The organism is Streptomyces sp. NBC_00086, from assembly GCF_026343255.1.
Lineage (GTDB): Bacteria > Actinomycetota > Actinomycetes > Streptomycetales > Streptomycetaceae > Streptomyces.
In genome coordinates, this window is record NZ_JAPELZ010000001.1 from 2,383,511 (window position 1) to 2,401,362 (window position 17,852).

The 17,852-nt window shown below is 71.5% G+C and carries 13 protein-coding genes; 3 read left to right on the forward strand and 10 right to left on the reverse strand.

From position 1 onward, the window contains the following. Nucleotides 1-34: 34 nt before the first annotated feature. Both OG276_RS10385 and OG276_RS10390 read right to left on the reverse strand, forming a co-directional pair. Nucleotides 35-2,284 (reverse strand): MMPL family transporter, encoded by a 2,250-nt coding sequence (locus OG276_RS10385; protein WP_266904179.1) that lies wholly within the window; start codon nt 2,282-2,284, stop codon nt 35-37. Nucleotides 2,285-2,591: 307 nt separating this feature from the next. Continuing rightward, on the reverse strand, nt 2,592-2,975 hold the full coding sequence (locus OG276_RS10390) for a signal peptidase I (protein ID WP_266912674.1): 384 nt from the start codon (nt 2,973-2,975) through the stop codon (nt 2,592-2,594). A gap of 146 nt (nt 2,976-3,121) precedes the next feature. Here OG276_RS10390 and OG276_RS10395 point away from each other — a divergent pair, with 146 nt between their 5' ends. After that, nucleotides 3,122-3,931, forward strand: a complete 810-nt coding sequence (locus tag OG276_RS10395) for a GNAT family N-acetyltransferase (protein ID WP_266912676.1) — start codon at nt 3,122-3,124, stop codon at nt 3,929-3,931. 607 nt (nt 3,932-4,538) lie between these two features. Here the strand turns inward: OG276_RS10395 and OG276_RS10400 are convergent. Next, nucleotides 4,539-5,006, reverse strand: a complete 468-nt coding sequence (locus OG276_RS10400) for a hypothetical protein (protein WP_266904181.1) — start codon at nt 5,004-5,006, stop codon at nt 4,539-4,541. Nucleotides 5,007-5,864: 858 nt separating this feature from the next. Between OG276_RS10400 and OG276_RS10405 the strand changes: the two genes are divergently transcribed. Continuing rightward, nucleotides 5,865-6,386: a DinB family protein gene (locus tag OG276_RS10405; protein WP_266904183.1), complete on the forward strand. Its 522-nt coding sequence runs from the start codon at nt 5,865-5,867 to the stop codon at nt 6,384-6,386. Between the two features lie 219 nt (nt 6,387-6,605). Next, complete coding sequence (locus OG276_RS10410; protein WP_266904185.1) at nt 6,606-8,462, forward strand: protein kinase; 1,857 nt, start codon at nt 6,606-6,608, stop codon at nt 8,460-8,462. Nucleotides 8,463-8,536: 74 nt separating this feature from the next. On the opposite strand, the gene gatB is transcribed toward OG276_RS10410, so the two are convergent. The 7 genes from gatB to ligA form a co-directional block, all read right to left on the reverse strand. After that, a complete protein-coding gene (gatB, locus tag OG276_RS10415) occupies nt 8,537-10,045 on the reverse strand; it encodes an Asp-tRNA(Asn)/Glu-tRNA(Gln) amidotransferase subunit GatB (protein WP_266904187.1) in 1,509 nt (502 codons plus the stop codon). A 15-nt stretch (nt 10,046-10,060) separates the two neighbouring features. Further along, nucleotides 10,061-10,312, reverse strand: coding sequence for a hypothetical protein (locus tag OG276_RS10420; RefSeq protein ID WP_266904189.1), 252 nt, complete (start codon nt 10,310-10,312; stop codon nt 10,061-10,063). Continuing rightward, nucleotides 10,309-11,820: an Asp-tRNA(Asn)/Glu-tRNA(Gln) amidotransferase subunit GatA gene (gene gatA / locus OG276_RS10425; RefSeq protein WP_266904191.1), complete on the reverse strand. Its 1,512-nt coding sequence runs from the start codon at nt 11,818-11,820 to the stop codon at nt 10,309-10,311. The genes OG276_RS10420 and gatA overlap by 4 nt, the downstream gene beginning before the upstream one ends. A 5-nt stretch (nt 11,821-11,825) precedes the next feature. After that, the gene (gatC, locus tag OG276_RS10430) at nt 11,826-12,122 is read right to left on the reverse strand and encodes an Asp-tRNA(Asn)/Glu-tRNA(Gln) amidotransferase subunit GatC (RefSeq protein ID WP_007266718.1); all 297 of its coding nucleotides are present in this window, start codon (nt 12,120-12,122) and stop codon (nt 11,826-11,828) included. Between the two features lie 438 nt (nt 12,123-12,560). Next, the gene (locus OG276_RS10435; RefSeq protein WP_266904193.1) at nt 12,561-13,031 is read right to left on the reverse strand and encodes a nucleoside 2-deoxyribosyltransferase domain-containing protein; all 471 of its coding nucleotides are present in this window, start codon (nt 13,029-13,031) and stop codon (nt 12,561-12,563) included. Beyond that, complete coding sequence (locus OG276_RS10440; protein WP_266904195.1) at nt 13,028-15,229, reverse strand: bifunctional diguanylate cyclase/phosphodiesterase; 2,202 nt, start codon at nt 15,227-15,229, stop codon at nt 13,028-13,030. Before OG276_RS10440 ends, OG276_RS10435 begins: the two co-directional genes overlap by 4 nt. 388 nt (nt 15,230-15,617) lie before the next feature. Next, a complete protein-coding gene (gene ligA, locus OG276_RS10445; protein WP_266904197.1) occupies nt 15,618-17,828 on the reverse strand; it encodes an NAD-dependent DNA ligase LigA in 2,211 nt (736 codons plus the stop codon). Nucleotides 17,829-17,852: the final 24 nt, after the last annotated feature.

Genomic DNA, 17,852 nt, shown 5'->3' on the forward strand with positions numbered 1-17,852 from the left:
TTCTTCCTTGGCTATCGAGCGGCGGGTGGCCGGATCACCGGGAGCTGGTCGCGGGCTCGGCCGCGTCCTCGCTCGTGGCGGGGTCCGCGCCGGGCCGCTGCAGGGGAAGTTTCGCATGCGGGCGGCGTTCCGGGGGCTCGATGCTGATCTTCGGGAGCCGGCGGTCCAGCCAGGCCGGCAGCCACCAGTTGGCTCCGCCGAGCAGGTGCATCAGGGCCGGGACGAGGAGGGTCCGCAGGACGAAGGCGTCCAGGGCCACGGCCGCGGCGAGCGCGATGCCGAACATGGCGATGATCCGGTCACCGCTGAGTACGAAGGCCAGGAAGACGGAGATCATGATGACGGCCGCCGAGTTGATCACCCGGCTGGTCTCGGCGAGGCCGACGCGCACCGCCCGCTTGTTGTCCCCCGTCTCCAGCCACTCCTCGTACATCCGGCTGACGAGGAAGACCTGGTAGTCCATGGACAGCCCGAAGAGCACCGAGACCATGATCACCGGCAGGAAGGGCTCGATCGGGCCCGCGCTGCCCAGCCCCAGGGGTTCGCTGCCCCAGCCCCACTGGAAGATCGCGACGACGACTCCGAAGGAGGAGGCGACGGCGGCGACGTTCATGGCGGCCGCCTTGACCGGGATGCCTATGGAGCGGAAGGCCAGCAGCAGGAGCACACAGCCGAGTGCGATGACCACCCCGACGAAGAGCGGCAGCTTGCCGACGATGACCTCGGCGAAGTCGTCGTACCCGGCGGTCACGCCGCCGACGTGCACCTGCATGGAGCTGTCCTGGCCGGCGCGCGGGATGACGTCCTCGCGCAGCCTGTCGACCAGCTCGCTCGTGGCCCGGGACTGCGGGGAGGAGTCCGGTATGACGGTGACGACGGCGGTGTCGCCGCTGCGGTTGAAGACCGCCGGCCCGGCAGCGGCCACGCCCCTGGTCGTACGGAGCGACTCGGCCAGCGCGTCCACGGCGACCCGGTCGCCGGCCCCGCCCAGGCGGGCGACGACGGTCAGCGGGCCGTTCATCCCCGGGCCGAAGCCCTCCGCGAGCAGGTCGTAGGCCTTGCGGGTGGTGGACGTGGCCGGGTTGTTGCCCTGGTCGGAGGTGCCGAGGTGGAGGGAGAGCGTGGGCAGTGCCAGTACCACCATGACCGCCGTGGCGACCAGGCCGAGCAGCTTCGGGTGGCGCTCGACGAAGGCCGACCAGCGGGCGGCGAAGCCGGTGACCGCCTCGGGCCGCGGACCCTCGGCGGCCAGCTTGCGGCGCTCGCGGCGGGACAGCGCGCGCATGCCGATGTACGAGAGGAGCGCGGGCAGCAGGGTCACCGAGGCGGCGACGGTCAGGACCACGGTGAGGGAGGCGGCGATGGCGACGCCGTTGAGGAAGTTCAGCCGGAGCACCAGCATGCCGAGCAGCGCGATGCAGACGGTGGCCCCGGCGAAGACCACGGCCCGGCCGGTGGTGGCGACGGCGCTTTCGGCGGCTTCCGCGACCGGGAGCCCGCGCTGGAGGCCCTTGCGGTGGCGGGTGACGATGAACAGCGCGTAGTCGATGCCCACCCCGAGGCCGACGAGGGTGCCGAGCATCGGAGCGAAGTCGGCGACCGGCATCGCGTGGCCGAGCAGGGTGATGCCGAAATAGGCGGTGCCCACGCTGACCAGGGCGGTCGCGATGGGCAGCAGGCTGGCGGCCAGCGACCCGAAGGCCAGGAACAGCACCAGCGCGGCGATGGCCACGCCGATGACCTCGGCGAGGTGGGCGGAGGGGGCTTCGGTGAGGCCGATGGCCCGGCCGCCGAGCTCGACTTGCAGCCCGTCGGCCTGGGTCGCCGGGTTCCTCGCGGCGTCGACGACGGCCTTCGCCTCGCCCTTCGGCACCGAGTCGGCCTGCCGGTCGAAGGTGACCACGGCGTAGGCGGTACGCCCGTCGGGGCTGATCCGGGCCCCGCTGTCGGGCCCGGGACCATAGGGACCGGCGACCGATCCGACACCGGGCAGCCCGGCTATGGAGTCGAGGGCCCGCGTCATGCGCTCCCGCACGGCCGGCGTCCGCACGCTCTGCCCGTCCGGGGCCCGCCACACGATGGTGTCGGTATCGCCACCCTGCCCGTGGAAGCCTTCCCGCAGCAGGGCGTGCGCCTTGGCGGACTCGGTGCCGGGGACCTCGTAGTCATTGGAGAACGCCGTCCCGGCGCCGACCGCGGCAGCGGCGGTCCCGCCGAAGGCGAGGAGCCAGAGCAGGACGGCGACGAGTCGGTGCCGCATGCACCAGCGTGCGAGGGCTGACAACGGACGGGCTCCCTGGTGGTTCGGATCTTTACCGGGGAACGGTCCGTCGGAAAGAACGCGTGAACGCTGAAAACTGAACGCTGGACTTCTGGAATTTTCGGTACGTGCGGGACGTGCGGGACGTGCCGTGTGTGGGACGTGCTGTGCGGGCGGCTGCCGCCGCTTGCATGGTCTACACCTCCACGATCGCAGCGCGGCGTGATCGTTGGCGGCCTTCGTGGGCAGCGTCACAGGTGTTCGGGCAGGCGCGGGACCATGGTCACACGGGGTTCGGAACGGAGGTCCGGCCGGATTGGCCTTCGGGCTCTCAGTCCTCGTCGCCGTCTTCGTTTTCGTCCCCTTCGTCGGCGCGGTAGCCCGGCAGCGAGGGCCAGCGCACGGTGAGCACCACCGAGTCCTCCTCCGCGTACCAGGAGTGGTCGACCCCGCGTCCCCACACGACGTAGTCCCCCTGCTCGGCCAGTACGACGCTCCGGCCGGGGAACTCCAGCCGGAACCGGCCGCTGATCAGCACCTGCAAGGCCGTACGGGACTCCCCGCGCACCCACTGCGCCCGCTCCTCACCCTTGGGGTGGACGCCCCACTTGATCTCCACGTCCGCGCTGTGGCGGGGATCGCCGGGCTCCTTGAAGTGCCCCAGCAGCCAGCCCCGGTCGACGGCGGCGTCGGGGGTGGCCTTGCCGGTGTAGATGGCGGGGTGGGTGGGGTGCGCGGGATTGGTGGGGTGCGTGGGATTGGTGGCGTGCGTGGGGTGCGTGGGATGCGTGGGGTCGCTCACGGGGTGAGGTTAATGCAGTTGTCGGAGCCGTCGGCGGCTGGTGAGCTGGCCCGATGACGATGGATCCGGATGACCTGCTGAAGGTGCGCGCCGAGTTCGACTCCGTGATGCGACGGGATGCGCGGCCCGACACGAGTGACGCGCGCGTGGAACGGGCGGGTGCGGTCGTACGGCAGATCGTGCCCGGCACCGGAGGGAACATGGTGCTCTGGTCGGACCTCGACGAGCACACGGCGGATGCGGCGATCGCGGAGCAGGTGGCGTTCTTCACGGAGCTCGCCGGCCGGGGCGAGGTCCCGTCGGCGGAGTTCGAGTGGAAGCTGTACGGCCACGACCGCCCCGCCGACCTCGGGGACCGGCTGCGCGCGGCCGGCTTCGTGGCGGAGCCTGCGGAAACGCTGCTGGTGGGGCGGGTGGAGGAGCTCGCCACCCTGTCGGTGGAACCGCCGGAGGGCATCACGCTGCGGGTGGTGACCGACGAGGTGGGCGTGGACCTGATGATGGAGGCCCACCGCCGCGCCTTCGGCGCGGATCGCCCGCGCATCAGAGAGCTGATGCTGAACCTGCTGCGGGACGAGCCGGACACGATCGAAGCCGTCGTCGCGATGGCGGGCGACACCCCGGTGAGCGCGGCCCGGATGGAAATGCGCCCGGGCAGCCCCTTCGCGGGCCTGTGGGGCGGCGGCACGGTCCCGGAATGGCGAGGCCACGGCATCTACCGCCTCCTGGTGGCCCACCGCGCCCGCGTGGCGGCGGACCGGGGCATCCGGTACCTCCAGGTCGACGCATCGGAGGACAGCCGCCCGATCCTGGAACGGCTGGGCTTCGATGTGCTGGGGGTGACGGTGCCCTGGGTTTGGGAGGGGTAGGGGCCGGTCCTTGGCTGCGTGGGGTTCCGGGGGGCGTCCCGGCAGTCCAGTGTCCTTTCGGTGTGGGACGGTCCCTCAAGGGCGCTCCCTTTGGTCGCGTCGCTTCGCGATGGCCTTCGGCCACCCTTGACCGACCGACCCACACCGAAACGCCACAAGACTTCCGGGATCCCCCCGGGGAATGGCCGGGGGGAGGAGTGGGGAGGAGCGGCCTCGTCTGAGATGCGCAGCCCCCTTTGGTCGGTGGGCATCCGGATAGGGCTCCGGCAGGACCGTGAGCTCAGCCGGTACGGACGCGCGGGGCGATCAGAGCATCCAGGGCCGGGCGTCTGGACACCCTTCCCGTGACCGTCGACCGCCACCCCGAGCGCAAGGACGCCCACAAGCCCCTCAGGGCCGGTGGGCGCGACAGATCGCTACGTACTCTCGCTCGGCTTAGCGACTAGCGACCGGCCGTGGCTGATCTAGCCGAACTGGCCGATCTCGCCGATCTCGGCGGTCTCGGCGGTCTCGTCGGTCTCGGCGGTCTCGGCGGTCTAGGGGGTGGCTGCGAGGGCGGTGTGGGACGGACGGTGCCGCACGGTGGGAGCTATGGCGGAGGGGAGGGTCAGGAATTGGTGTTGAGGAAGCCGATGGTTACCGCGCCCCACCAGCAGAGCTGGGAGATGAGGGCGGTGGCTCCGCCCCAGAGCAGGAGGCGCGGGGTGGCGGCGGGTGCGGCCGCGAGACGGTGGCCGAGGATGCCTGCCTGGAGACCGTTGAGGGTCAGGAGGACGACGAGCCCGAGCTTGGCGAGGGTGAGGGGCGAGTTGAGATCGGGTTCCAGCATCATCCCGCTCACGACAAGACCACCGAGTCCGGCCCAGATCGGAATGTGAAGCCGGGACGTCGCACCGACCACCTCAGCGAGGGTGCAACGCCTCATGGCCCACAGCAGACCGTAGTAGTCGGCGGACAGAACCGCGCCGAAGCCGACGACGAGCGAGGCGAGGTGCGCGAAGAGCGCCGCCGTGTGCAGCGCCGGATCGGTCTTCACGTGAACGGAAACCCACAGCCCGACCGTCAGAACGATCATCGCCCCAAGCCCTGCGGCCACGACCGTCCACCAAGAGTCGTACAGGCGGACAGGACGAGCAGACAGATCAGCGGCGGGGGACGACATGGCGATGAGCTCCGAAGGCAGGGCAGCCGCGAGCGCGACTTGGGCGAGGTAAGGCTTACCTAAACATCCCATAAGGTCAAAGCCCGTCCACCGCCCAAGACGGATGACACCGCTTCTCCACCCTTTGCCCTCAAATATTCGGCCACACATATCAAGCCATGGGACGGCCTGCAGTCGCCAAGCCGAGTGGGAGGAGAACCGGCCGCGTGCGGCTTATGTCCAGCCAAGGCCGGTCGCTAGCCGCTAAGCCGAGCGAGAGTACGTAGCGATCTGTCGCGCCCACCGGCCCTGAGGCCCTTCTCGTCCACCTTGCGCTCGGGGTGGCGGTCGGCGGTCACGGGAAGGGTGTCCAGACGCCCGGCCCTGGATGCTCTGATCGCCCCGCGCGTCCGTACCGGCTGAGGTCACGGTCCTGCCGGATCCGTGCACAGATGCCCACCAACCAAAGGGGGCTGCGCAACTCAGACCAGGCCGCCCCTCGCTCACTCCCCCCTGGCCATTCCCCGGGGGGATCCCGGAAGTCTTGTGTTTTTCCGTGGTGGGACGGTCCGTCAAGGGTGGCCGAAGGCCATCGCGAAGCGACGCGACCGCAGGGAGCGCCCTTGACGGACCGTCCCACCACGGAAGGACGCTCGACTGCCGGGACGCCGCCCGGCCCCCACGCAGCCAAGGACCAGCCCGCAGCACAGGCCCCCACCCCCACCAAGATGGGCCCGCAGGTAGGGGCGAACGCCTTCCGCCCACCGGGACCAACGGGGCAAGATCTCAGCCATGGCAGCAACGACAGGATCCGCCCACCGCGTCGCCCCTCCCCTCGCCGGGGGCGAGCGCGAGACGCTCCGCGCGTACCTCGACTTCCACCGGGCCACCCTCGCCTGGAAGTGCGAGGGCCTCACCGACGAGGAGTTGCGCCGTCAGGCGTCCCCGCCCTCCACGCTGTCCCTGCTCGGACTGGTCCGGCACATGGCGGAGGTGGAGCGGCACTGGTTCCGGCGCACCTTCGGCGGGGCGGAGGTGCCCCACCTGTGGTCGGACACCCACGACTTCCAGGCCGCCTACGACGCCTCCGGCTCGACCCGCGCCGAGGCCTTCGCGGCTTGGCGGGCGGAGGTCGAGCACGCCCGCACGGTGGAGGCGGCCGCCGAGTCCCTCGACGTGACGGTGCGCGTCGAGAAGTGGGAGGAGGACGCCTCGCTGCGCCTGCTCATGCTGCACATGATCCACGAGTACGCCCGCCACAACGGTCACGCCGACTTCCTCCGCGAGGCAGTCGACGGCGCCACGGGCGCCTGAGTCCACTCCCCGGCGTCGGCCGGTCGACGCCGACGGCGCCGCGGCCGGCGGCCAGGGGCGTCCGGGACCGGCTCACCGGCCCACCGGCCCACCGGCCCTCCGGCCCACAAGCCCATCGCCGCAGAACTTCACCCCCTGGCCACCCTGGCCACAGCTTGACCAGCACCCTCCCGCCCCGGGAAGCTGATGCCCACTCAAACCACCGGCGCTGGGGGGAAATTGACCAGCCAGAATCTACACATCGGGCCGGACGCGGCAGCGGACCGCTACCGCTTACTCCGGTCCATCGGGCGCGGCGGGGAGGCCGTGCTCTATCTCGCGGAGATCGAGCTCGCGGGAGGATCCGAGCCCGTCGTCGTGAAGGTGCTCGACTCCAAGACCACGATCACCCCGGACGTCTTCGACCGGATCAGCCAGAAGTGGAACGAGCAGGCGGAACTGCTGCGCTTCGTCCACCGCCCCGGTGTCGTGGGCGTGCGGGAGCATTTCGAGGGGCCGCCGATCCACCGGCCCGGGGAGTCCTCGACGCTGACCGGGCGGGCCCTGGTCCTGGTCATGAACCACGTCGACGGACTCGACCTGCGGGACTGGCGGGCCGAGCGGACCCTCGCCACGGCCGCCGAGCGGCGCGAAGTGATGCGCACGCTGGAGCAGTTGGCCGACGTACTGGACTGGCTGCACTCGGGGAAGGCCACCCCCTCCGGGCGTCAGGTGATCCACGGTGACCTTTCCCCCGGCAATGTCATGGTCGACGCGCACGGGCAGGCCACCCTGGTGGACTTCGGCCTCAGCAAACTGACCGCCGACCACCAGACGGCCGAGGTGTGGTTCACCCAGGGCTACGCGGCGCCGGAGGTCTTCGAGGGGAAGCGGACCCCGGGCGCGGACCGGTACGCCTTCGGGGCCCTCGCGTACTTCCTGCTGAGCGGGGAGTCCCCGCCCTCGACGCCCGAACTGCTGGCCGGGGCCCTCGTACGGCTGCCGCAGTTCGCCGTACTGGACGCGGAGCAGCGGGCGCGGATCGCCTCCATCTACGCCGCCGACCCGCTGAAGCGTCCGGTGAACCTGGCGGGCTGGATGAAGGACATCCGCCGCGCGGTGGTGTCCACGACCTCCTCCACCTCGCAGCGCGTGGTCCACGACGCGGTGCCGGTACCGCCGGTGGCTCCCGCGGCCGCGGCCCCTGCCCCGCCGAAGCCCGTGGCCCCGCCGCAGCAGCCGTCACAGCCGCCGTCCGCGCCGGTGGCGGCCCCGACGCCGGCCCCGGCCGTCCCGGCGAGTCCCCCGGCGCAGCCGGTGTACGTCCCACCGCCCGTCGAGCCGGTCTACACCCCGCCGCCGGTGCAGGCGAGCGTGCCCGACGGGTACGGTCCCGCGGCCGTGTCCCGTACGGAACCGCTCCCCGAGCCGCCGCCGGCCCCGCGCAAGAAGCGGCGTACCGGGCTGGTGCTCGGGGCGCTGCTCGCCGTGCTGCTGGTGGCCGCGGGCACGGTGGTCGGCGTAAAGGTGCTCGGAGACAAGAAGGACGCGGACGACTCGAACACGGCGTCCGGCGGGGACAAGGCCGCCTCGTCCCCAGCCGTGACGCCGACCGCTTCCGCGGAGCCCACGCCCAGTGATTCCGCTCCCGAGAACTCCGCCGCTCCGTCGGACTCGGCGAGCCCCTCGGCTCCGGGGGTGCCGAAGGACACCAACGTCGCCGATCTGACACTGCTGCCGTCGGTCGGACAGGACAACGACTTCAAGGTCGGCTCCGCCAAGCTGAACACGCGGGAGTACGGGGCCGCCCTCCTCGGCAGCTGCTACTACGGTGCGACCGTCGAGTACGACGTGAACCGCGCCTGGTCCACGCTGGAGTTCACCGCGGGCATGGACGACGGCTCGACCATGGAACAGGCCCGCATCAGCATCTCCGTGGACGATCAGCCCGCGCTCTTCTCGGAGGTGGTCCACCTGGGCAAGCCGGTCACCAAGTCCTTGGACATCAAGGGGGCCCTGCGTCTGCGGCTGAAGGTGGAGACGGGCTGCAAGGACTCCGGCAACGCCGTCATCGCCGCTCCCCAGCTCAAGCGGTAGCCCCGCCAGGCCCGCACGAAGGCGGCCCCGCACCGGAGAACCGGTGCGGGGCCGCCTTCGTGCGTACGGTGCGACTACTCGGAGACGCCCAGCCGCTCCAGGATGAGCTCCTTGACGCGTGCCGCGTCGGCCTGGCCGCGGGTGGTCTTCATGACCGCTCCGACCAGCGCGCCGACGGCGGCGATCTTGCCGCCGCGGATCTTGTCGGCGATGCCCGCGTTGCCCGCGATGGCCTCGTCCACGGCCGCGCCGAGCGCGCCCTCGTCCGAGACGACCTTCAGGCCGCGCTTCTCGACGACCTCGTCCGGGGTGCCCTCGCCGGCGAGGACGCCTTCGAGGACCTGGCGGGCCAGCTTGTCGTTGAGCTCACCGGCCGCCACCAGGGCCGCGACGCGCGCGACCTGGACGGGGGTGATGGGCAGCTCGTCGACGACGACGCCCTGCTCGTTGGCGTTGCGCGCCAGCTCGCCCATCCACCACTTGCGGGCGGCGGTCGAGTCGGCGCCGGCCTCGATGGTGGCGACGATGGAGTCCACCGCGCCCGCGTTGAGGATCGACTGCATGTCGTGCTCGGTGACGCCCCACTCCTGGAGGAGGCGGTTGCGGCGCACGCGCGGCATCTCCGGCAGGCCGGAGCGCAGCTCCTCGACCCAGGTGCGGGCCGGGGCGATCGGGACCAGGTCGGGCTCCGGGAAGTACCGGTAGTCCTCGGCGTTGTCCTTGATGCGGCCGGCCGTGGTGGAGCCGTCCTCCTCGTGGAAGTGCCGGGTCTCCTGCACGATCGAGCCGCCGGAGGAGAGCACCGCCGCGTGGCGCTGGATCTCGAAGCGGGCGGCGCGCTCGACGGAGCGCAGCGAGTTGACGTTCTTCGTCTCGCTGCGGGTGCCGAACTCGGACTCGGGGGTGGGGCGCAGCGACAGGTTGACGTCGCAGCGCATCTGGCCCTTGTCCATGCGGGCCTCGGAGACGCCGAGCGCCTTGATGACCTCGCGCAGTTCGGCGACGTACGCCTTGGCCACCTCGGGGGCGCGCTCGCCCGCGCCCTCGATCGGCTTGGTGACGATCTCGATGAGGGGGATGCCGGCACGGTTGTAGTCCAGCAGCGAGTGGGACGCGCCGTGGATGCGGCCGGTGGCGCCGCCGACGTGCAGCGACTTGCCGGTGTCCTCCTCCATGTGGGCGCGCTCGATCTCCACGCGGAAGATCTCGCCGTCCTCCAGCTGGACGTCGAGGAAGCCGTTGAAGGCGATCGGCTCGTCGTACTGGGAGGTCTGGAAGTTCTTCGGCATGTCCGGGTAGAAGTAGTTCTTCCGGGCGAAGCGGCACCACTCGGCGATCTCGCAGTTCAGCGCGAGACCGATCTTGATGGCGGACTCGATGCCGATCTCGTTGACGACCGGCAGCGCGCCGGGCAGGCCGAGACAGACCGGGCAGGTCTGCGAGTTGGGGTCGGCGCCCAGCTCGGTCGAGCAGCCGCAGAACATCTTGGTCTTCGTGCCGAGCTCGACATGGACCTCCAGGCCCATGACGGGGTCGTACGACGCGAGGGCGTCCTCGTACGACAGCAGTTCAATGGCAGTCACAGTGGAAATTCCCTCTCAGCCCAGCAGGACGTCGTCGTCGCCGAGACGCTTCAGCTCGCGGTACAGGATCGCGAGGCCGGTGACGATGGCGGCGGCGGACACGACGGCGTCGATCAGCTTCAGCGTGTCGTGCTCGGTGCGGGCCTTCTTGGCCTGCTTGACCACGCTGAGGGCACCGAAAGCGGTGGTGCCGATCGACAGGTACGTACCGGACTTGGACTTCCTGAAGCCCTTGGCCTTGGACAGCGCACTCGTGTTGGAACTCACAGCGACGGAGCCTCCTCAAGCAGCGGGTGGCCCCAGCGCTCGACGAAGGCGGCCTCGACTGCGGCACCCACCTTGTACAGGCGGTCGTCCTTCATCGCCGGGGCGATGATCTGGAGCCCGACCGGCAGACCGTCCTCCGGGGCCAGGCCGCAGGGCAGCGACATGGCGGAGTTGCCGGCCAGGTTGGTCGGGATGGTGCACAGGTCCGCGAGGTACATCGCCAGCGGGTCGTCGGTGCGCTCACCGATCGCGAAGGCGGTGGTGGGCGTGGTCGGGGAGACGATCACGTCGACCTGCTCGAAGGCCTTCTCGAAGTCCCGCGTGATGAGCGTGCGGACCTTCTGGGCGGAGCCGTAGTACGCGTCGTAGTAGCCGGAGCTGAGCGCGTACGTGCCGAGGATGATGCGGCGCTTGACCTCGTCGCCGAAACCGGCTTCGCGGGTCAGGGCGGTGACGTCCTCGGCGGACTTGGTGCCGTCGTCGCCGACGCGCAGGCCGTAGCGCATGGCGTCGAAGCGGGCCAGGTTCGAGGAGCACTCGGACGGCGCGATCAGGTAGTACGCGGCCATCGCGAGGTCGAAGGACGGGCAGTCCAGCTCCACGATCTCGGCGCCCAGCTCCTTGAGGAGGGCGACGGACTCGTTGAACCGCTGGACGACGCCGGCCTGGTAGCCCTCGCCTGCGAACTGCTTGACGACACCGACGCGCATGCCGGCGACGGACCCGTTGCGGGCCGCCTCGACGACCGGCGGGACCGGGGCGTCGATGGAGGTCGAGTCCATCGGGTCGTGGCCGGCGATGACCTCGTGGAGGAGGGCCGCGTCCAGGACCGTACGGGCGCAGGGGCCGCCCTGGTCGAGGGAGGAGGAGAAGGCCACCATGCCGTAGCGGGAGACGCCGCCGTAGGTGGGCTTCACGCCGACGGTGCCGGTGAGGGCGGCGGGCTGGCGGATGGAACCGCCGGTGTCCGTGCCGATGGCCAGCGGCGCCTGGAAGGCGGCCAGCGCGGCCGCGGAGCCGCCGCCGGAGCCGCCGGGGACCCGGGTGAGGTCCCAGGGGTTGCCGGTGGGCCCGTAGGCGCTGTTCTCGGTGGAGGACCCCATGGCGAACTCGTCCATGTTGGTCTTGCCGAGGATGACGACGTCGGCTTCCTTCAGCTTGCGCGTCAGGGTGGCGTCGTACGGCGGGATCCAGCCTTCGAGGATCTTCGAGCCGACGGTGGTGGGGATCCCGACGGTGGTGAAGATGTCCTTGAGGGCGAGCGGTACGCCGGCCAGCGGGCCGAGCTTCTCGCCGCGCTCGCGCTTGGCGTCGACGGCGGCCGCCTGGGCCAGCGCGCCCTCGCGGTCGACGTGCAGGAAGGCGTTGACCTTCTCGTCGGTCGCCCCGATGCGGGCCAGGTGGGCCTCGGTGACCTCGACGGCCGTGAGCTCGCCGGAGGCGATCTTCTCGGCGGTCTGGGCGGCCGTGAGCCGGATGATGTCGATGGTGCTGTTGATGTCAGCCATGGTGATTAGTCCTCCCCCAGGATCTGCGGCACCTTGAAACGCTGCTGCTCCTGGGCGGGAGCGCCGGAAAGCGCCTGCTCGGGGGTGAGCGACGGACGGACCTCGTCCGCGCGCATGACGTTCGTCAGCGGCAGCGGGTGGGAGGTCGGCGGGACGTCTTGGTCGGCGACCTCGGAAACGCGGGCGACCGCGCCGATGATGTCGTCGAGCTGTCCAGCGAAGTGGTCGAGCTCTTCGCTCTTCAGCTCCAGACGTGCCAGCCGAGCGAGGTGGGCGACCTCCTCGCGCGTGATGCCAGGCATGCAGCGATCCTCTGGGGGTTCGAGTGTGTAGGTTTCGGCCCCAATCCTATGGGGCCCCGCCCCCGCCCGGCGCCCCGGTTTGCCGCCGGGGCGGTACGAAGGCCCCGCGCGGGCCGATTTCCGCCATGGGGCGGGCCGCCCGTGGGACCGGGCACCGCCCGTGCCCGGCTGCGGATGCACCGCTGCGCGGGGCGAAGTCCCCGCTGCGACCCTTGCCGCTGCGCGGGGCGGAGTTCCCCTACCCGCCCTTCCCCCGTTCCCCGGGCTCCGCCCGGACCCCCTGGGGCTCCGCCCCAGACCCCGCGCCTCAAACGCCGGCGAGGCTGGAGTGTGCCGCGCAGCGGCATCTCCAGCCCGTCCGGCGTTTGAGGACCGGGTCCGGGCGGAGCCCGGAGAACGGGGGAAGGGCGGGTAGGGGACGGCCCCGCAGGGCAGGCGTCAGGACGGGACGGTCAGCTCGGCGCGGGCGGCCGCCACGGTTTCGGGCAGGGTGGAGTGGACCGTGAGGTCCGGCCTCGAGAGGGACAGCTGCGTGACGACGTCCGCACGCCGCGGGTAGCCGGGGTCGGCGCCGACGACCAGGCGGCGGCCCGGGGTGGCCGCGGCCGCGCCGAGTTCGTACAGGGTGATCGGCTGGACCGTGAGGGACGCGTCGCACGCCGGGAACCAGAACAACGTCAGGTCCGCCCGCAGCAGGTGCGCGTACTCCCACGCGATCTGGACGTCCGTCTGCGAAGGGTCGGACACGTCGAAGTCCGCCCGCCGCGGGTTGAGCACGACGAAGTCGGCCAGAGCGGCCGCCGCCTGGGGCTGCCAGCGCGGACAGTGCGTGATCCCGCCCGCCAGGAAGACCGACGGCGGGTCGCCCGGCGCGGGCCGGTGCACCGCCGGTGCCTCCACGTACCTCACGGGGACTGCGCCGCCGCCGCGGACGCCGCCTCCGCGGCCAGCTCCGCCGTGATGTCCGCCGGCCGCCGCCAGCCGCGCTCCCCGCGGGCCAGCAGCCAGGCCGTGGCCTCCTGCGGAGGCATCGCGGCGGCGACCAGCCAGCCCTGGACGGCGTCGCAGCCCAGGTCGCGCAGGCGCTCCCACGTCTCGTCGTCCTCGACGCCCTCCGCGACGACCAGCAGGCCCAGCGAGTGGGCGAGGTCCACCGTGCAGCGGACGATCTCCGCGTCCTGGGCGTCCACCGCGAGCCTCGCCACGAACGACCGGTCGATCTTCAGTTCGCTGACCGGCAGCCGCCGCAGGTGGACGAGGGAGGAGTAGCCCGTGCCGAAGTCGTCGAGGGACATCTTCACGCCGTGGCCGGTCAGCCCGGCCATGGTGTCGGCGGCCCGCTGCGGGTCCTCCAGCAGGACGTGCTCCGTTATCTCCAGCTGGAGCCCGCTCGCCGGGACCCCGTGCCGGGCGAGGCGCGCGGCCACGGCGCCCGCGAAGCCGGGGGTGTGGACGTCGCGCGGCGACACGTTGACGGCGACCGGGACCTTGAGGCCCTGGGCCCGCCACCGGGCGACCTGCGCGAGCGCGGTCTCCAGTACGTACTCGGTCAGGTGGGGCATCAGCCCGGAGGTCTCCGCGATCGCGATGAACTCGTCCGGGGAGACCCGCCCGCGTTCCGGGTGCACCCAGCGCACCAGTGCTTCCAGCCCGGCCACCTTGCCGTCGAAGCGGACCTTCGGCTGGTAGTGCAGTTCCACCTCGCCCGCGTCCAGCGCCCGGCGCAGGTCGCCCAGCAGGCCGAGCCGGTCGGGGGTGTTGCTGTCGCGCTTGGACTCGTAGACCTCGACTCCGGTCCGGTCCCGCTTCGCCTGGTACATGGCGACGTCGGCGCGGCGCAGCAGTCCCTCCGCGTCCAGCGCGTGGTCGGGGAAGACGGCGAGGCCGGCGCTGGCTTCCAGGACCAGGGTCAGGCCGTCCAGGTCGAGGGGGGAGCTGAGTTCGGCGACCAGGTTGCGGGCGATCCGCTGGGCGCTGGTGGTGGAGTCCGCGATGGGCAGGAGGACGGCGAACTCGTCGCCGCCCAGCCGGGCCGCCTCGGCGTCCGGGGGCAGGGCCTGGCGCAGCCGGTCCGCGATCTGCAGGAGCAGCCGGTCGCCGGCGAGGTGGCCGAGGGTGTCGTTGACCGCGCGGAAGCGGTCCAGGTCGATCAGGACCAGCGCCGCGCGGGTGCCCGACCGTTCGGCCTGGTCGAGGGCGCTCCAGGCCCGCTCCAGCAGCCACTGCCGGTTGGGCAGTCCGGTGAGCGGGTCCCGCAGCTGCTCCTCGGCGCGCGCCCGGGCGATCCACAGCGTGGAGTCCAGGGCGATCAGCGGTACGGCGAACAGCGGCAGCAGTACGGGCTGCGATTCGGCGACCACGCAGATCAGCGGGGCGATGCCGAGGAGCGCGACGGCGACCAGGGCCTGGCGCAGCAGCGCGGTACGGGCGACCGTGGGCAGTCCCCCGCCGCTCGGGGCGAGCGCGAGCCACAGCAGGAGGCGGGTGACGAGCAGGTAGGCGAGCGCGACGAAGACGACTTCGGGTACCGCGTCGAGCTCCCAGCCGGTGGGCTTCCACGGATCCTCGACGGAGGGCGACTCGCCGAACGCGGCGAGGACGAGGGCGCCCGCGCCGATGCCGAGGATGTCGGTGGCTCCGTGCAGCAGGCCCTGGCGCCAGCGGTGCCTGCGGGCGGCGCCGACGAGGGAGACCACGGCGAGGGAGACCAGCCCGGCGGGGACCCATCCGTAGAGGATGAGGACGCCGAGGGTGAGGGCCGCGCCCGATCCGGTGCCGCCCCACCAGCGGTCGCGGCCGAGGGCGACGAGGTGGCCGACGATGATGCCGGTGAGCAGGGCGAGCGCCCAGCCGACCGGGCCGCCGGGGAACAGGGCGTGACGGCTGGTCAGCGCGGTGACGACGCCGATGCCGAGCACGAGGGCGGCGAGGCCCACGACGGCGAAGGGCAGCGCGGCGCGGCGGCCGGTCGGGCCCTGGCCCGCGCCGGTGTCGAGCGGTCGCGCTTGCGGTGTCCTGGAACCCAGGACACCGAGCCGGCCCGTCCGCATGGACGGGAACTCCCCGCCGAAATCTGGTGACGGGTCGGCGCTTTCGGTGGGTTTCATGCCCGTCCCTCTCACAGCCGGCGATGCCGATGCCACGCGATGGCCCCGATGTCATGCCATCACGGCCGGAATCGTGTCAAGCAGCCGTGCACGACAGGCGCACCCCTCAACAGTAGGACGCGGGAGGCGCCCAGGGGCAGCGGTCGGCGGCGGTTGCCCGAATACGACCCAGCCATCCTCATCAGTACGGTATCCGCCGAACGGGTGAGTTTGGACCAGGACCCTCCGGCCACCCGTCCGATGATCCGACAGGCCACGGGCCCGCCACCAGCCTTGTACCGGCCTCGCGGGGGCCCGGTACCAGCCGTGCCCCCGCGGATGTCACCGCCGTCCGCGCCCGGCGCGCGCCCGCTCGTACGGCCGCACGCCACGCATCCGTTCGCCTTCGCTACTCCGCTTCGGCGTCGCCGTCCACCGGAAGCGCGGCCTCGCGCGCCGCGTCCGGGCCCTCTTCCAGCAGGACGGCGAATCCGGCGTCGTCGAGGATCGAGAGCTTCAACTGCACTGCCTTGTCGTACTTCGAGCCGGGGTTGTCGCCGACCACGACGAAGGAGGTCTTCTTCGAGACGGACCCGGTCACCTTGGCGCCGCGGCTCTGCAGGGCTTCCTTCGCGCCGTCCCGCGTGTGGCTCTGCAAAGTGCCGGTGACGACGACGGTCAGCCCCTCCAGCGGGCGCGGCCCTTCGTCCTCGCCGGAACCTTCCTCCTCCATCCGGACGCCGGCCGCCCGCCACTTGCGCAGGATCTCCTGGTGCCATTCCTCGGCGAACCACTCCTTGACCGAGGTCGCGATGATCGCGCCGACCCCGTCGGTGGCGCCCAGTTCCTCCTCGGTCGCCTGCTCGATCCGCTCGATGGAGCGGAACGCGCGGGCCAGCGCCGCCGCCGCGACCGGGCCGACGTGCCGGATCGACAGGCCGTTGATGATGCGGGCCAGCGGCTGGGTCTTGGCCGCCTCGATGTTCGCGAGCATGGCCAGCGTGTTGGCCTTGGGCTCGCCCTCCTTGTTCGCGAAGAAGGTGACGATCTTCGGCTCGCCGGTCTTCGGGTCGATCTTGGGCTGACCCGAATCCTGGTCCCGTACGTAGGAGGTGATGGGGAGCAGCTGCTCCAGGGTGAGACCGAAGAGGTCGCCCTCGTTCGCCATCGGGGGGACCGAGGGCTCCAGCGGCTGGGTGAGGGCGGCCGAGGCCACGTACCCGAAGTTCTTGATGTCCAGGCAGGCGCGGCCGACCAGGTAGAAGAGCCGCTCGCGCAACTGGGCGGGGCACGTCTGCGCGTTGGGGCAGCGCAGGTCGATGTCGCCCTCCTTCATCGGCCGCAGCGGCGTCCCGCACTCGGGGCAGTCGGCGGGCATGACGAACTCCCGCTCGCTGCCGTCGCGCAGGTCGACCACCGGCCCGAGGATCTCGGGGATGACGTCGCCGGCCTTGCGCAGGACGACGGTGTCCCCGATGAGCACGCCCTTGGCCTTGACGACCTCCTGGTTGTGCAGGGTCGCGAACTCCACCTCGGAGCCCGCGACCGTCACCGGCGCCACCTGGGCGTACGGGGTCACGCGCCCGGTGCGGCCCACGCCGACCTTGATGTCGATCAGCTTGGAGTTGACCTCTTCGGGCGCGTACTTCCAGGCGATGGCCCAGCGCGGTGCGCGCGCGGTGGAGCCGAGCCGGCCCTGGAGGGCGATCTCGTCGAGCTTGACGACGACGCCGTCGATCTCGTGCTCCACCGAGTGGCGGTTCTCGCCGAAGTAGGCGATGAACTCGCGGACCTCGGCGAGGGTGGAGACCACCTTGTTGTGCTGGGCGGTGGGCAGGCCCCACTCGTGCAGCAGCTCGTACGCCTGCGACTGGCACTCGATCTCGAAGCCCTCGCGGGCGCCGATGCCGTGCACGACCATGTGCAGCGGGCGGCTCGCGGTGACCTTCGGGTCCTTCTGGCGCAGCGAACCGGCCGCAGCGTTGCGCGGGTTGGCGAAGGGCTTGCCCTCGGCCTCAACGAGCCGGGCGTTGAGCTCCTCGAACTTCTCCATCGGGAAGTAGACCTCGCCGCGGATCTCGACCAGGGCGGGGATGCGGTCGCCCCTCAGCCGGTCGGGGATGTCGGCGATGGTGCGGACGTTGGGCGTGATGTCCTCGCCCGTGCGGCCGTCGCCGCGGGTGGCGGCGCGGGTCAGGCGGCCGTTCTCGTAGGTGAGGTTGACGGCGAGGCCGTCGACCTTCAGCTCGCACAGGTAGTGGTAGTCGGAGGTGTTGGCGTCCCGGGCCACGCGCTCGGCCCAGGCCGCCAGTTCCTCGTCGTCGAAGGCGTTGTCGAGGGAGAGCATCCGCTCGCGGTGCTCCACGGAGGCGAAGTCCGTCTCGTACGCCCCGGCCACCTTCTGGGTGGGCGAATCGGGCGTGCGCAGCTCCGGGTACTGCTCCTCCAGTGCTTCCAGCGAGCGCAGCAGCTTGTCGAACTCGGCGTCGCTGACGACCGGCTGGTCGTTCACGTAGTACCGGAAGCGGTGCTCCTCGACCTGCTCGGCGATCAGCGCGTGCTGCTCGCGCAGTTCCGCCGGTACGGCCGATTCGCTGCCCTGCTTCTGTTCGGCTGCCATGCCGTGTCCTCCCGTGACCCGTCT

Coding starts and splice junctions, on each gene's coding strand:
- OG276_RS10440 (WP_266904195.1), bottom strand. CDS start 15,229: ATGAAACCCACCGAAAGCGCCGACCCGTCACCAGATTTCGGCGGGGAG.
- gatA (WP_266904191.1), bottom strand. CDS start 11,820: ATGGCTGACATCAACAGCACCATCGACATCATCCGGCTCACGGCCGCC.
- gatC (WP_007266718.1), bottom strand. CDS start 12,122: ATGCCTGGCATCACGCGCGAGGAGGTCGCCCACCTCGCTCGGCTGGCA.
- OG276_RS10400 (WP_266904181.1), bottom strand. CDS start 5,006: ATGATCGTTCTGACGGTCGGGCTGTGGGTTTCCGTTCACGTGAAGACC.
- OG276_RS10395 (WP_266912676.1), top strand. CDS start 3,122: ATGGATCCGGATGACCTGCTGAAGGTGCGCGCCGAGTTCGACTCCGTG.
- ligA (WP_266904197.1), bottom strand. CDS start 17,828: ATGGCAGCCGAACAGAAGCAGGGCAGCGAATCGGCCGTACCGGCGGAA.
- OG276_RS10405 (WP_266904183.1), top strand. CDS start 5,865: ATGGCAGCAACGACAGGATCCGCCCACCGCGTCGCCCCTCCCCTCGCC.